Origin of the sequence: Amphibacillus sp. Q70, assembly GCF_052055485.1 — a bacterium.
GTDB lineage: Bacteria > Bacillota > Bacilli > Bacillales > Amphibacillaceae > Amphibacillus.
Window position 1 is genome coordinate 2215926 of sequence record NZ_CP197171.1, and the last position, 14903, is coordinate 2230828.

At 36.9% G+C, this 14903-nt stretch carries 14 protein-coding genes and 1 tRNA gene; 11 read left to right on the forward strand and 4 right to left on the reverse strand.

Annotated features, from left to right (window positions below; all coding sequences use genetic code 11):
* Positions 1–269 precede the first annotated feature (269 nt).
* Positions 270–1373, reverse strand: coding sequence for an ABC transporter ATP-binding protein (locus ACS127_RS09730; RefSeq protein ID WP_440894847.1), 1104 nt, complete (start codon positions 1371–1373; stop codon positions 270–272).
* A gap of 181 nt (positions 1374–1554) precedes the next feature.
* Positions 1555–2481 (reverse strand): PucR family transcriptional regulator, encoded by a 927-nt coding sequence (locus ACS127_RS09735; RefSeq protein WP_440894848.1) that lies wholly within the window; start codon positions 2479–2481, stop codon positions 1555–1557.
* Between the two features lie 226 nt (positions 2482–2707).
* On the opposite strand from ACS127_RS09735, the gene ACS127_RS09740 reads away from it, so the two are divergent.
* Positions 2708–3055 carry a YlbF family regulator gene (locus tag ACS127_RS09740; RefSeq protein WP_440894849.1) on the forward strand — a complete coding sequence of 116 codons (348 nt, stop codon included), beginning with the start codon at positions 2708–2710 and terminating at the stop codon, positions 3053–3055.
* A gap of 48 nt (positions 3056–3103) precedes the next feature.
* Here the strand turns inward: ACS127_RS09740 and clpP are convergent, their stop codons facing one another.
* Positions 3104–3685, reverse strand: a complete 582-nt coding sequence (clpP, locus tag ACS127_RS09745; protein WP_440894850.1) for an ATP-dependent Clp endopeptidase proteolytic subunit ClpP — start codon at positions 3683–3685, stop codon at positions 3104–3106.
* 320 nt (positions 3686–4005) lie between these two features.
* Between clpP and ACS127_RS09750 the strand changes: the two genes are divergently transcribed.
* The 10 genes from ACS127_RS09750 to eno all read left to right on the forward strand — a co-directional run bounded on the left by ACS127_RS09750 (position 4006) and on the right by eno (position 13374).
* Positions 4006–4078 (forward strand) — tRNA-Arg (locus tag ACS127_RS09750).
* A 710-nt stretch (positions 4079–4788) separates the two neighbouring features.
* The gene (locus ACS127_RS09755; protein ID WP_440894851.1) at positions 4789–5040 is read left to right on the forward strand and encodes a phage holin; all 252 of its coding nucleotides are present in this window, start codon (positions 4789–4791) and stop codon (positions 5038–5040) included.
* A 197-nt stretch (positions 5041–5237) separates the two neighbouring features.
* A complete protein-coding gene (locus ACS127_RS09760; protein WP_440894852.1) occupies positions 5238–5390 on the forward strand; it encodes a small acid-soluble spore protein O in 153 nt (50 codons plus the stop codon).
* Positions 5391–5609: 219 nt separating this feature from the next.
* Positions 5610–5768: a hypothetical protein gene (locus ACS127_RS09765; RefSeq protein ID WP_440894853.1), complete on the forward strand. Its 159-nt coding sequence runs from the start codon at positions 5610–5612 to the stop codon at positions 5766–5768.
* Positions 5769–5960: 192 nt separating this feature from the next.
* Positions 5961–6989 (forward strand): sugar-binding transcriptional regulator, encoded by a 1029-nt coding sequence (locus ACS127_RS09770; protein ID WP_440894854.1) that lies wholly within the window; start codon positions 5961–5963, stop codon positions 6987–6989.
* Positions 6990–7022: 33 nt separating this feature from the next.
* Positions 7023–8021, forward strand: coding sequence for a type I glyceraldehyde-3-phosphate dehydrogenase (gene gap, locus ACS127_RS09775; protein WP_440894855.1), 999 nt, complete (start codon positions 7023–7025; stop codon positions 8019–8021).
* A 300-nt stretch (positions 8022–8321) separates the two neighbouring features.
* Positions 8322–9512, forward strand: a complete 1191-nt coding sequence (locus ACS127_RS09780) for a phosphoglycerate kinase (RefSeq protein ID WP_440894856.1) — start codon at positions 8322–8324, stop codon at positions 9510–9512.
* A 255-nt stretch (positions 9513–9767) separates the two neighbouring features.
* A complete protein-coding gene (gene tpiA / locus ACS127_RS09785) occupies positions 9768–10526 on the forward strand; it encodes a triose-phosphate isomerase (RefSeq protein ID WP_440894857.1) in 759 nt (252 codons plus the stop codon).
* On the forward strand, positions 10523–12058 hold the full coding sequence (gpmI, locus tag ACS127_RS09790; protein WP_440894858.1) for a 2,3-bisphosphoglycerate-independent phosphoglycerate mutase: 1536 nt from the start codon (positions 10523–10525) through the stop codon (positions 12056–12058). Before tpiA ends, gpmI begins: the two co-directional genes overlap by 4 nt.
* A gap of 29 nt (positions 12059–12087) precedes the next feature.
* Positions 12088–13374: a phosphopyruvate hydratase gene (eno, locus tag ACS127_RS09795; protein WP_440894859.1), complete on the forward strand. Its 1287-nt coding sequence runs from the start codon at positions 12088–12090 to the stop codon at positions 13372–13374.
* Between the two features lie 178 nt (positions 13375–13552).
* Here eno and celB read toward each other — a convergent pair whose 3' ends face one another.
* Complete coding sequence (celB, locus tag ACS127_RS09800; protein ID WP_440894860.1) at positions 13553–14899, reverse strand: PTS cellobiose transporter subunit IIC; 1347 nt, start codon at positions 14897–14899, stop codon at positions 13553–13555.
* Positions 14900–14903 lie beyond the last annotated feature (4 nt).

Consider the following 14903-nt stretch of genomic DNA (forward strand, 5'->3'; position numbering starts at 1 on the left):
CTCTCTGCTAAAATTTTATCTGCTCTAATGTGAAGGAAAATCCGTACCCAATCACTCCAAAACGTGATTGAGATTAAAATGGGCAATCCAACAGCAACAAAAGGCTGATGGACCTGGCACATTTTTAAATGAATGAGGTTAAAATAAGGCCGAAAATCACAAAAGTTATGAGTAGCACATCGTTCTGCTAAATAAGCACAAAAAAAAGAGACATCCAAGCGGATGTCTCTTTATATATTTAATGGGGGAGTTATCGACTTATTATCGTTCTAAATACGTTGTTCTGATTCAACATCAAAGAAATGACTCTTATGCATATCGAAAGCTAATGTAATGGTTTCACCGCCGTTTACATCAGTACGTGAATCAACTCGTGCAATGAAATCTTGATCAACAAGTTTGGAATATAGATATGATTCGGAACCCATTAGCTCAGCAACATCAATAACGGCTTTAATTGTTGAACCTGGATTTGCGTCTACGAAGACGGGTTCATCATGAATATCTTCAGGACGAACACCAAGAATAATCTCTTTACCAATATAACCTTGATCACGAAGAACTTTCATTTTTCCTTCAGGTACTTCAATTGTTTGTCCGTTAGAAGATACATGGAATCCATCTTCTTTTAAGGTTCCATTGAAGAAGTTCATGGCAGGTGAACCGATGAATCCACCAACGAAAACGTTGTCTGGTTTATCATAAACTTCCTTAGGCGCTCCAACTTGTTGGATAATTCCATCTTTTAACACAACCAGGCGAGTAGCCATCGTCATTGCTTCTGTTTGGTCGTGAGTAACATAGATAGATGTTGTTTGTAGACGGTGGTGAAGCTTTTGGATTTCTGCACGCATTTGAACACGCAGCTTCGCATCTAAGTTTGATAAAGGCTCATCCATCAAGAATACTTTAGCATCACGAACAATTGCACGACCTAGTGCCACACGTTGACGTTGACCACCAGAAAGGGCTTTTGGTTTACGATCTAAGTATGCTTCAAGTCCTAAGATTTGAGCTGCATTTTTTACACGACGCTCGATTTCATCTTTTTTAAATTTACGTAGTTTCAAACCGAATGCCATGTTGTCATATACATTCATATGTGGATAAAGCGCATAGTTTTGGAAAACCATTGCGATATCACGATCTTTAGGAGCAACATCGTTCATTAATTTACCATCGATATAAAATTCACCAGCTGTAATTTCCTCAAGGCCAGCGATCATACGTAATGTGGTTGATTTCCCACAACCAGATGGACCAACAAATACGATAAACTCTTTATCATTAATTTCAAGGTTGAAATCAGATACTGCTTTTATACCGTCCTTGTCATATACTTTATCAATATTTCTTAATGATAATTCTGCCATTACAAAATCCTCCTCTAATTTGAAAGCGTTTAACTTTATGAATTAATTTTACCTAAATCGTTTGAGTTGGTAAATGTCCACTTTGCACAAAAAGTATAGGCTTGTTTGTGCACGCTTACAAATTAATTAGAATAAACGCTCACCTTTTGATCGTTTTACAAAATCCATCTCTAGTTCACAATTAGTTAGGGTTTGAGTGTTGGCTAGCTGATTCTAAATGACGCTTCAATAATAAAATAAGATAAACGGACAAAGCCCCTTCAAATTGTTTAACATCAATATTTGTTTTTTCAATGAATTTATCAATTCGATATTGCAGGCTATTGCGATGCATATATAGTTCTTTAGCTGCAAGGCTTGCATTGGAATTACATTCTAGAAACGTTTGAATCGTACGCAGTAATTCCTCATCATTGGCTGTTTCTTTTAAAATGACATGAATTAAAAAGTGAATGTCATTAATTTCTTTCATTGTTGGTAGAAGATACGGGACTGCCGAGACATAATTCATGACTGATTTAATACTAAAGGTATTTATCTTTGCAAAACTTTGTTGCATCCACTGAAAATAAGCATGTGCTTGTGCAAGATTGGATAGATATGGACCAATATAGAAATGGACATCAAGATAAAAATCAGTTGTGAACACTTCAATCATTTGTTCGTATGAAATCATGTCTTCTTCATTTAAAGGTTCTTCTTCAATAATGATGCCCGATTCTTGATCAATCCAGATAATGGCTGGTCTACTTGAATAGAGTCCATCAATCGCTGCTCTGAAATCAGTTGGATCCGATAATGGCTCAGAAAGGGTAAAAAGAATAAATCGATAATTCAGCGGTTTGTTATTAAAAGCGGTAACATCTTGCTCAAAAATCAGTTGAAACCAAGCTTTTTCATGTCTGGTAACAGGGGGATGAACACCCCGATATGGAGTAAGAATGAGTTGTAACAAAGCTTGATCTTTATTATTTAGCTCTGATTTCTTAATCCCGATAATCTCATTTTCAGGAGTGACAAACCAACTATAATCGTCTATAGAATGTTCAAATTTATTTTGTTGACTATTGATCAAACTAGGAAAGATTTTTTTAAGTTTATTTATCATGCGAAAAGCCTCACTTATTGTCATTTCTTTTATTATAACAAAAATGTAATGGCATGTCGTACTTGTTCGATAGAATGGTACTGCAGGCAAAGAGCAAGCGATCAGTTAAAAAATCCTGTTTTTTTTAACCATTATGATTTGGATAATACTTTTAAGTTTGTTATAGTGGAACAGTGGAAAATGAACGCACTATTTTAACCACTATAATATAGGAGGACTTATCATTATGTCAGCAATTCAAGAAAGTGCAAACGCATTAGAGCAGGCTCTGCGTGAAAGTGAAGAATTCAAAGGATTAAAGGAAGCATACGATGCGGTCATGAGTGATGATATCGCTAAACGAATGTTCGATGATTTTCGTACAACACAGGTCGAATTACAACAAAAACAAATGCAAGGTTTAGAAATTACTGAGGAAGAAGTTGACAAAGCACGAAAAGTAGTTGAAACGGTTCAACAACATGAACAAATTTCAAATCTAATGGCAGAAGAACAACGCGTAAATGATTTGATTAATGAAGTTAGCCGAACAATTACCAAACCATTAGAAGAGCTTTACAGCGCTGAAGGCTAATATTAAAAAAATCCCGCTCACCTTTAAAAATGAGCGGGATTTTCTATCCTATTTCTTTTCCATAATTTTATCAATCAATCCATACTTCAAAGCAGCATCAGCAGACATGAAGTTATCACGATCTGTATCACGATCAACAACTTCAATGGGCTGTCCTGTACGCTCTGATAAAATTTGATTTATTTTATCACGCATTTCAATAATACGTTTAGCATGAATTTGAATATCTGTTGCTTGCCCTTGTGTACCACCAAGTGGTTGGTGAATCATGACTTCACTATTCGGTAAAGCATAACGTTTACCAGGTGCACCAGCAGCTAGTAAGAATGCTCCCATTGAAGCAGCCATGCCGACACAAATGGTTGAAACATCTGGCTTAATAAATTGCATCGTATCATAAATCGCCATTCCTGCTGTGATCGATCCACCAGGTGAGTTAATATAGATGGAAATATCCTTATCTGGGCTCTCTGCCTCTAAAAACAGCAACTGTGATACAATGCTATTGGCAACATTGTCATCAATCCCACTACCTAACATAATGATTCGATCTTTTAGCAAACGAGAATAAATATCATATGCACGTTCTCCACGATTTGTTTGTTCAATAACTGTAGGTATTAAGTTCATTATTAATCTTCCTCCTTAAAGTCAGCTTAATGAATTAGTTTACTTAACCTTATAGTACCTAATTGGTCAATAAAGGTCAAATATTTGAATTCAACTGAGTTAAAATTTATTTTTCCCGATTAGTCTGGAAAATAAACCTAACTAATATTATAGCAGAACATACTTTGCTTTTGTAAAACAACAACTGAAAATCATCAATAAATTATTTGCTCGTTGAAATGTTCTTTATTATCCGTTATAATATGCCTTGTGCTTAACACAATTCCATTAGAAGCTTATCGATAAAACGTCGGTAGTTACTAATTTTCTCAAGAAATCATGCGCCCGTAGCTCAGGGGATAGAGCATCGGTTTCCGGGGCCGAGTGCCGGGGGTTCGAATCCCTCCGGGCGCGCTTTTAAAACCAACTTTATAATAGTTCAAAAAGGTTAAAATGTTGATAAAACAATGTTTTAACCTTTTTTGAAGTTCTCGTTTATTCCGAAAAGCAGTAAATTCATTTTTCAGTAGGATGGATATCCACAGGATAAGGAGTATTCGCAGCAATATAGCGCACGAAGAAAAGGGTTCTGTATTTTAGAGAAAAGCGGAACATGCCTTACCTGTAAGTTTCAGACAAAAGTTTTATCACAGTTAACCGACCATAAAATGCCGGAAAACAATGGTTTACTCGATCCACTAAAAAGATTTGAAACGGGGACTCAGAATAAGTAAGGTACTTATTTTTGCATTACCAAAGAAATAAAAGGTTTTATTGGCGATCAACTAAGTCAAACGATGACATTCACCAGAGAGACTTGGTGATAAGCCAAGTCTTTCTAACCTTGCCAATACGTCGCAGCTTTCCTTAATACGGTTACTCGTCCCAACGCAGTGATTTACGGTTACTCGCCCCATCAAAGAGATTTATGTGTCGAAAACTCTCCCATTGAATAAAGTTTCATTTTATTTTCTAATCCAAGGAAAGTGATGAGCTAATTTTAGTAAAACATCCATTTATTTAGTTGCAATAGTCATTTTTGACTTTTGAGGTTAGCTGTATCAATCGTTTTTTCATCTTTTTACTTATAATAAAGTGGGAAAGATGAAAAGAGGTGATAAAAGATGGAGAAAAATAAAAAAATAGATAAAGGAGTGATTATTCGAACAGTCGCTTTATTTGTCGCCTTTATCAATCAATTATTGTGTTTCTTTGGGAAATCTCCAATTCCCATTGAAGAAGAAAGTTTAACAACATTTATATCCATTATAATTATGGGGGTTGTTTCCATTTGGTCATGGTGGAAAAATAATAGCTTCACTAAATCCGCAAAAGAAGCCGATGAGTATAAAAAGATAATAAAAGAAGGAACTTAACTGCTATGTTGGTATCCTTTGATAAAAATAGTTGCTAAGATTATATTTCAGAATAAACGAGTTGGCTTGTTCAACACATTTCTCCACAATTATCTTCATTTTCACTATCCCGTTAATTCGACTCCATAATATACAACTAAGATTGCCACATAAATTCTTGCCTCTTACGCAAAATATATGGCGTGGGGGTGAGAATAATGAAAAACGAAAAGGATCGAAAAACGTTAAAAGAACGTCATAAAGAAGAAAAGTTACAGAAAAAATCACCACAACGATTTGATGAAGAATTTTCTGATGAACCCATGACACCGGTCGAGTTAGATCGAAATAAATTAACCAAAAAATGCTAAGCCATTTTGCCTCCCTATCTAAATCTAGGGAGGCTTTTTAAACTAATATGATTTTTTGGGACCTATAAGCTGGCAACTGTTGATTTCCAATTGGTTTGAACTTCACTTTTTTTATTGATTCAGCTATACTATGGATAAGGAGTTACCTAATTAAAGATAGAGGTGTAAAAAGTGAAATATATTTATTGGTTCTTCATTTCTTGTCTGATTATATGGGAGATGGATGAATTAAAAGGGATTTTTGGTTTTTCTGTCTTTTGGCAATATTTGGCTAATATTTTGTTTATCGGCTATTTTGCCTATTTATTAAATATTCAATTCGACTTTCTCAAAATAAACGGTAAAGTTACCCATAAAAAAAAGCAAGTCAATAATTGATGGATGTCTGTCAGAGACTTGTTTTGTAAGCAGTTAGTTTAAATAAAATTAAAGCTAAAATACCTTGAGGAATTTTTACCCTTCTGTTATACTTAAAATTGTTCAGGTATTTTTTTATCGTATGTGGGACAGAAAATTGTTATTATGGGACGAAAAACAACCCGAAAGTTAAAACAGAAAGGGAGTTACTACATGCATTCACTAATTGATTTACAAACGGTAGTATGTCCCGATTTATTAAAAGCAATGCAAAAACGTTATCGAATTCTGCACATGATACATTTACTTGAACCAATCGGGCGCCGAAGTTTGGCAGAGCAAATTAATCTAAAAGAGCGTGTGGTCCGTAATGAGATAGATTTTCTAACACAACAAGGACTATTGAGTGTTAGTCAACAAGGTGTTTTTCTAACCAATAATGGTTATGAGATTATGAGTGCTTTAACTCCGTATATTGAGAAAATGAACCGGTTCGATGTATTAGAAGAGCAATTAAAGCAAATATTAAATCTCGAACATGTTATCATCACACCAGGTGATAGTGACAAGCAAGAATGGGTCAAATTTGATATGGGAAAACGTGCGGTAGAACTTTTACAAGCACAGTTAGAGCCCAATCAAACGATTGCAGTAACTGGAGGAACATCAATTGCTGCCGTTGCAGAGATGATGCAGCCTTCTACACAAGGGACAAATTGTTTCTTCGTTCCTGCACGTGGTGGTTTAGGCGAGCAGGTTGAAAATCAGGCAAATACGATTTGTGCTGAAATGGCAAAAAAGGCCAACGGGGATTATCGTTTGCTCTATGTTCCTGATCCATTAAGTGAAAAAACCTATCAATCGATTATTCAAGAACCTGGTGTTAAAGAAGTTTTACATATGATTAGACAAGCTGATGTTGTGATGCATGGAATTGGAGATGCGATCACCATGGCTGAACGTCGTAAAACGTCTGATGATGTTTTGGAAAGGTTAAAAACGGGAAAAGCAGTAAGTGAGGCTTTTGGCTATTATTTTGATCGAACGGGTCGAGTGGTCTATAAAGTTCGGACCGTCGGTATGCAACTAGAAGATTTGTCAAAAGTAAAGACAGTGATTGCGATTGCTGGAGGGAAATCGAAAGCTAAAGCAATAGCTTCTTACTTTCAACAGGGTAAAAGTAATGTTCTTATTACTGATGAGGGCGCTGCAAATATGTTAATAAAGGGTATTTCCCTTTAAATAAATTAATGTAAATACAAGGAGGAAACAAGAATGACTGTAAAAGTAGGTATTAATGGATTTGGTCGTATTGGCCGTTTAGCTTTCCGTCGTATCCAAGAAGTAGAAGGAATTGAAGTGGTGGCTATTAACGACTTAACTGACGCTGATATGCTTGCTCATTTACTTAAATATGATACGATGCAAGGACGCTTTGATGGTGAAGTTGAAGTCAAAGACGATGCATTTGTTGTAAATGGTAAAGAAGTTAAAATCCTCTCAAATCCTAATCCTGAAGAGTTAGCATGGGGAGATTTAGGTGTAGAGATTGTATTAGAATGTACAGGTTTCTTCAACTCTAAGGAAAAAGCTGAAAAACACCTTCAAGCAGGTGCAAAACGTGTTGTTCTCTCTGCTCCAGGTGGAGATGTGCCAACAGTAGTATTTGGTGTTAACGAAGATATCTTGACAGGCGAAGAAACTGTTATCTCTGGTGCTTCATGTACTACAAACTGTTTAGCACCAATGGCTGACGTTCTTCATAAACAATTTGGTATTGTAGAAGGTTTAATGACTACCATTCATGCATACACTGGTGACCAAAATACATTAGATGCTCCACATGCTAAAGGTGATTACCGTCGTGCACGTGCTGCAGCTGTGAATGTTGTTCCTAATACTACAGGTGCTGCTAAAGCAATTGGTCTTGTTATTCCTGAATTACAAGGTAAATTAGACGGAGCTGCTCAACGTGTTCCAGTAGCTACTGGTTCATTAACTGAGTTAGTTACTGTACTTGATAAAGAAGTCACTGCTGAGCAAGTAAATGCAGCAATGAAAGATGCAGCAAGTCCATCATACGGTTATAACGAAGACATGATTGTTTCTTCTGATATTGTTGGTAGTACACATGGATCTATTTTTGATGCTACACAAACAAAAGTCATGACTGTTGATGGCAAACAACTGATAAAAACTGTTGCATGGTATGATAATGAAATGTCATATACAGCACAATTAATCCGTACTTTAGAGTATTTTGCTAATCTATAATTGATAAATTCCAATCAGCTATGCGGGAAGCGATCGCGCTTCCCGCTTGCTATTTTTATACTTTTAGTTAGTATGAATTTTTAGTTATCAAGCTGGTTCGAACTAGCTGAATCTTTTATAACTGAAAGAATTAACACGGTTAGTAAAAGATAAGCGGATGTAAAATTTTCCAAAACTATCAGAAAGCACAGCATTTTGCAGCTGATAGTTTTAATAAAACTGAGGCTTTCGCCATAAAGACTTTGCGATAAGCCAAGTATTTCTAAAATTAAATCTATCTTAATATTGGAGGATTTTTAAATGGCGAAAAAAATTGTAACTGATTTAGATGTAGCCGGTAAAAAAGTTCTTGTCCGTGCAGATTTTAACGTGCCGATGAAAGACGAGAAGATTACCAATGATGATCGCATTATTCAAGCGCTTCCAACAATCAAATATCTTATAAAAGAAGGGGCTAAGGTTATCCTTTTCTCCCACTTAGGACGTGTGAAGGAAGAAGCAGACAAAGAAGGAAAATCTCTTAAACCAGTAGCAGATCGTTTAACAGAATTATTGGCTAAAGAAGTTGCATTTGTTCCAGAAACACGCGGCGAAAAACTGGAAAACGCGATTGACGCTCTAGGCAATGGTGATGTTTTAATGTTTGAAAATACACGTTTTGAAGATATTGATGGCAAGAAAGAAAGCAAGAATGACCCAGAGCTAGGGAAATATTGGGCTAGCCTTGGTGATGTTTTTGTTAACGATGCATTCGGTACAGCTCACCGTGCACATGCTTCAAATGTTGGCATTGCGTCAAATATTGAATCAGCAGCAGGCTTTTTAATGGAAAAGGAAATTAGATTTATCGGCGAATCTGTTGATAATCCTGACCGTCCTTTTGTAGCGATCTTAGGCGGTGCAAAGGTAAGTGACAAAATTGGTGTGATCGAAAACTTACTTGAGAAAGCTGACAAAGTTATTATTGGCGGGGGAATGGCCTTCACATTCTTCAAAGCTCAAGGTAAGGAAATCGGTACTTCATTATTAGAAGCAGATAAAGTGGATTTAGCTAAAGATTTATTAGAGCGTGCAGCTGGAAAAATTATTTTACCTATCGATACAAAGGTGAATAAAGAGTTTTCTAATGAAGGTGATATTAAAGCTGTTCCTGCTGATCAAATTCCAGCAGATTATATGGGCTTAGATATTGGACCTGAAACAGTCAAGCTTTATGAAAGAGAATTAGAAGGTGCTAAAACAGTTGTTTGGAACGGCCCAATGGGGGTATTCGAGATGACTAATTTCGCTAAAGGAACCATTGGTGTTTGTGAAGCAATTGCTAACTTAAATGATGCAACCACTATCATTGGTGGCGGAGATTCAGCAGCGGCAGCGATGCAATTAGGCTTTGCCGAGAAATTCTCCCACATTTCAACTGGTGGCGGTGCTTCATTAGAATACTTAGAAGGAAAAGAATTACCTGGATTAGCTGCAATTAGTAATAAATAACCAGCTATAAGAGAATGTTCAAAAGTTTGGTGAAAGTGATACATCAGGTTTAAGGATCTTTTTCTATAATGATTTGTGTTGCCTGGATAATGAAGAAATCTTCACCACACGTAAGAAATGCGTCAATAATAGGGGAACTTCAGTTAGGAATTCAGGTCTTGAAACCTGGAATACAGAGAACTTAACCCAAACAATCCTTTTATCTTTCCTTTTGAACACACATTAAAATGGACCAGGCATGAAAAGGAGCAGATTATGCGTAAACCAATTATTGCAGGAAACTGGAAAATGAATAAAGTATTAGCAGAAGCAGAACGTTTTGTCGCTGATACGAAAGACAAAGTGCCAGCGCAAGATAAGGTCGATTCAATTGTATGTGCACCTTTTCCATATTTGTCAGCTTTAGTGGCGCAAACAAAAGGTACTGATCTTGAAGTAGCAGCACAAACCATGCACTTTGAAGAAAGTGGAGCATTTACTGGCGAAGTGAGTCCAGTGATGTTGAAAGATTTAGGCGTTAACTATGTTGTGCTTGGTCACTCAGAACGTCGTGAATATTATGCTGAAACAGACGAAACGGTTAATCAAAAGGCACATGCAGCTTTCAAACATGGTATCACACCTATCATTTGTGTCGGTGAAACGTTAGAACAACGTGAAGCGAACCAAACGATGAATTTAGTGGCTGATCAAGTTAAAAAAGCATTAGCTGGTTTAACAGAAGCACAAATTAAAGAAGCTGTGATTGCTTATGAGCCTATTTGGGCAATCGGTACAGGTAAGACAGCAACATCAGAACAAGCGAATGAAGTCTGTACACATATTCGTGAAACAGTTGCGGCAGTTGTATCAAAAGATGCAGCAGAAGCGATCCGAATTCAATATGGGGGCAGTGTAAAGCCTGCTAATATTGATGAATTATTAGCGCAATCAGATATTGATGGAGCGTTAGTTGGAGGAGCAAGTTTAGAAGCTGACTCATTCTTGCAACTTGTGGAGGCTGGTGCAAAATGAGTCAAGATAAATTAGCTGCTTTAATTATTTTAGATGGTTTTGCCATTCGTGATGAAGAGAAGGGTAACGCAGTTAAACAAGCGAACACACCTAACTTTGATCGTTATTGGAAGCAATATCCACATAACCAATTGACTGCTTCTGGCGAGGCGGTTGGTTTACCTGATGGCCAAATGGGTAACTCAGAAGTGGGTCACTTAAATATTGGTGCCGGTCGAATTGTTTATCAAAGCTTAACACGACTCAATTTATCAATTCGCGAGGGTGACTTTTTTGAAAATGACTATTTAGTCCAAGCAATTGATCATGCTATAGCAAAAGGAAAAGCTTTGCACATTTTTGGCCTATTGTCTGACGGTGGTGTTCACAGTCACATTGAACATTTGTATGCTGTCTTAAAATTAGCTAAAGATAAAGGCTTAGAAAAAGTCTTTGTCCATGGCTTTTTAGATGGTCGTGATGTCGGTCAAAAATCAGCCAAACAATATATTTCAGCTGCTCAAGCAAAAATGGCTGAATTAGGTGTTGGTCAGTTTGCTACCATATCAGGCCGTTATTATGCGATGGACCGTGATAAGCGTTGGGATCGTGTTCAAAAAGCTTATGATGCGATTGCATATGGTAAAGGTCCAACAGCAAAAGATCCTTTAGCTGTTGTTGATCAAGCTTATGAAGAAGATATTTATGATGAGTTTGTTGTGCCAACGGTTATCGTTGACCCAAATGATCAACCTATTAGCAAAGTTGATTCTGAAGATTCGATTATTTTCTTTAACTTCAGGCCAGATCGAGCGATTCAAATATCTCAAGCTTTCGCCAACGATGATTTTTCCGGATTTGATCGCGGGGAAATGGCGCCAAAGGATATTTACTTTGTCTGTATGATGAAGTATAGTGATACTGTAAATGGTCATATTGCTTATCCACCAGCTGAGTTGAAGAATACAGTCGGTGAAGTTTTAGCAAACAATGGTTTAAATCAGTTGCGTATTGCTGAAACGGAAAAATATCCTCATGTCACTTTCTTTATGAGTGGAGGACAGGAAGCTGAATTTGAAGGTGAAAAGCGGATTTTGATTGACTCGCCCAAAGTAGCCACTTATGATTTAAAACCTGAAATGAGTGCCTATGAAGTGACAGAAGCGTTACTTAAAGAATTAGATGAGGGTAATCAAAATGCTATCATCTTAAACTTTGCCAATCCAGATATGGTGGGTCACTCAGGTATGCTTGAGCCTACAATTAAAGCGATTGAAGCAGTTGATGAATGCTTAGGTAAGATCGTTGACAAAATCCTTGAAAAAGGTGGCCGAGCCATTATTACGGCAGACCACGGTAACTCAGATGAAGTTGTTTCATTAGATGGAGCGCCAATGACAGCACACACAACAAATCCAGTCCCTGTTATTGTGACAAAAGACGGAATTGAATTGCGTGATGGTGGAATTCTTGGTGACTTAACACCTACTTTATTAGATTTATTAGAGGTTGATCATCCAAAAGATATGACAGGTCAATCATTAATTAAATAAAATTTGAATTGAAAAGGAGATTAAAAAACATGCCTTATATTACAGACGTATTTGCACGTGAAGTCATGGACTCACGTGGTAACCCAACAGTAGAAGTTGAAATTTATACAGAATCAGGTGCTTTCGGTCGTGCTTTAGTACCAAGTGGTGCTTCCACAGGTGAATATGAAGCCGTAGAATTACGTGATGGTGATAAAGAACGTTACCTTGGTAAAGGAGTTCTTAAAGCGGTAGAAAACGTAAATGAACTGATTGCACCAGAACTACTTGGTTTTGATGCTACTCGTCAAGTTGTGATTGACAAATTACTAATTGATTTAGATGGCACTGAAAACAAAGGGAAATTAGGTGCAAATGCTATTCTTGGTGTATCTATGGCTGTTGCTCATGCTGCTGCTGATCACTTAGGTGTTTCTCTATATACTTACTTAGGTGGATTTAATGCCACTGTGCTGCCAACGCCAATGATGAATATCCTTAATGGTGGAGAGCATGCAGATAACAATGTTGATATCCAAGAATTTATGGTTATGCCTGTTGGCGCACCAACATTCAAAGAAGCTTTACGTATGGGTGCTGAAATTTTCCATAGTCTTAAAAAAGTTCTTGCTACAAAAGGGTATAACACTGCAGTTGGTGATGAAGGTGGTTTTGCACCGGACCTTAAATCAAATGAGGAAGCACTTGCTACGATTATTGAAGCGATCGAAGCAGCTGGCTATAAACCAGATGAAGAAGTTAAATTGGCAATGGATGTTGCGGCTTCTGAAATCTATGAAGATGGTAAATATAACCTTAAAGGTGAAGGGGTTGTTCGTACCTCTGAAGAAATGGTTGACTGGTATGCAGAAATGGTATCTAAATACCCAATCATCTCAATTGAAGATGGTCTAGATGAAAATGACTGGGATGGTTTCAAATTGCTTACTGATCGCTTAGGTGATAAAGTACAATTAGTAGGTGACGATTTATTCGTTACAAATACTAAAAAACTTGCTGAAGGTATTGAAAAAGGTATCGGTAACTCAATTTTAGTTAAAGTGAACCAAATCGGTACATTGACTGAAACTTTCGAAGCGATCGAAATGGCTAAAAAAGCAGGTTACACTGCTGTTATTTCTCACCGTTCTGGTGAAACAGAAGATGCAACAATCGCAGACATTGCGGTTGCAACAAATGCTGGCCAAATCAAAACAGGTGCACCTTCACGTACTGACCGTGTGGCAAAATACAATCAGTTACTACGTATCGAAGATGAGCTTGTTGATACAGCTAAATATGCTGGAAAAACAGCCTTCTACAACCTAAATAAATAAGTTAAACAGAAATAAAAACCTAGTCATTGTACACTTTGACTAGGTTTTTTATTTTAAAATCAGAGCGAACACCTTACGTCACTAGGTTAGACTTTCCTTACCTATCTAAGGGTTAGTATTTTGGTAAAAAATGATTTGGAAATATTCATTGCTATTTTTTCATCTTTTTTAAAACGTGTTATGCTGCATTTGCTTGTTCTTGTTTCAGTAAACGTTGATCATAAGAACGAGCAAAAGGCAAATAGATAATAAAAGCAACGGCGGCACATAACAGAGCAACTATTATGGCTTTCCAATCACCACCTGTGCTAATAAAAGCACCAACTCCTACAGGTGATGGCCATGGCATATTTGCGATAACTGGGCGAATAATCTCTAACTTGATAGCAAAATATCCAATACTAGCCGAAGCCATTGGAGCTAAAAAGAATGGAATAGCCATAAAAGGATTATAAATTAATGGAATTCCAAAAATGAGCGGTTCATTAATATTGAAAATGGCTGGGACAATTGCTGCTTTGCCTAAAACTTTCAATTGTTTAGATTTTGCCATATAAACTAGAAATAGACAAAAGCCTAATGTTGCTCCAGATCCGCCAATTGTTACGAAAGCATTGTTAAACTCACCTGCTAACGGTATGTTTGCACCGTCAGCATTCAACGCTAAGTTGCCAAGAGTAATAGGTGTAATTAGTGAAAATATAATGTTTGCCCCATGAATACCGACTAACCATAAAGCGTGTATTAAGAAATAAATAACCATTATCCCTATCCAGCTGCTAGTCAACTGGGTTACAAAACCAAATGGAATGGCGACCAATTGAAAAATGTCGGTTCCAAAAGCAACTAAGACGCCAGTAATGATTAGCACAACAAAAGCAACAATGAATGCTGGTATCAACCCTGTGAAAGCACGAGAAACGCCTTCCGGTACTTCTTCAGGCATCTTAATGACCCAATTTTTTGCTACACATAAACGATATAATTGCACGGCTACGACAGCCATAATAATTCCAGTAAAAATTCCAACAGTCCCTAATCTTGCGACACCATCATCTCCAATTGCCCAACCATTGATAATCGTTTGCTCTAGGTCTGTTAATCGGACAATTGAACCATTTTCAAGGACTAATTGAGGGATCGATAAAAAGAAAGCAAACATAGCTAATAAGGCACCTGTGATGGGTGCAACATTTAAATCTTCTTCCTCAGCTATAATTTTAGTATATTCATAGCCTAGGCCCACACAGAAATATAAGGCGAGTATTCCCATGGTCGTACTATTCGCCAACATATATAAATCACTGATCTTAAAAAAAGTTGCATTAAATATATCTTCTAAAAAAGGAAAGGTCATTGGCAAAATATTGAATACTAAGAACATCGAACCAACAATCGTGAAAGGGATCGCTCCCATTCCAGCCCCCATAATGGCACGAACAATCTTAAACTGTGCCAATTTCCCCAGAGGCGCCATAATTGTTTTTTCTAGAAATATAAATAGTTTACTATTTGATTCTTCCATCTTG

Bases quoted from the DNA above. Each gene is read 5' to 3' on its own strand.
- ACS127_RS09770 (WP_440894854.1), top strand. From the start codon at position 5,961: ATGCATTCACTAATTGATTTACAAACGGTAGTATGTCCCGATTTATTA.
- ACS127_RS09735 (WP_440894848.1), bottom strand. From the start codon at position 2,481: ATGATAAATAAACTTAAAAAAATCTTTCCTAGTTTGATCAATAGTCAA.
- gpmI (WP_440894858.1), top strand. From the start codon at position 10,523: ATGAGTCAAGATAAATTAGCTGCTTTAATTATTTTAGATGGTTTTGCC.
- ACS127_RS09780 (WP_440894856.1), top strand. From the start codon at position 8,322: ATGGCGAAAAAAATTGTAACTGATTTAGATGTAGCCGGTAAAAAAGTT.
- ACS127_RS09765 (WP_440894853.1), top strand. From the start codon at position 5,610: ATGGATGAATTAAAAGGGATTTTTGGTTTTTCTGTCTTTTGGCAATAT.
- clpP (WP_440894850.1), bottom strand. From the start codon at position 3,685: ATGAACTTAATACCTACAGTTATTGAACAAACAAATCGTGGAGAACGT.
- ACS127_RS09755 (WP_440894851.1), top strand. From the start codon at position 4,789: ATGGAGAAAAATAAAAAAATAGATAAAGGAGTGATTATTCGAACAGTC.
- tpiA (WP_440894857.1), top strand. From the start codon at position 9,768: ATGCGTAAACCAATTATTGCAGGAAACTGGAAAATGAATAAAGTATTA.
- gap (WP_440894855.1), top strand. From the start codon at position 7,023: ATGACTGTAAAAGTAGGTATTAATGGATTTGGTCGTATTGGCCGTTTA.
- eno (WP_440894859.1), top strand. From the start codon at position 12,088: ATGCCTTATATTACAGACGTATTTGCACGTGAAGTCATGGACTCACGT.
- ACS127_RS09730 (WP_440894847.1), bottom strand. From the start codon at position 1,373: ATGGCAGAATTATCATTAAGAAATATTGATAAAGTATATGACAAGGAC.
- ACS127_RS09740 (WP_440894849.1), top strand. From the start codon at position 2,708: ATGTCAGCAATTCAAGAAAGTGCAAACGCATTAGAGCAGGCTCTGCGT.
- celB (WP_440894860.1), bottom strand. From the start codon at position 14,899: ATGGAAGAATCAAATAGTAAACTATTTATATTTCTAGAAAAAACAATT.
- ACS127_RS09760 (WP_440894852.1), top strand. From the start codon at position 5,238: ATGAAAAACGAAAAGGATCGAAAAACGTTAAAAGAACGTCATAAAGAA.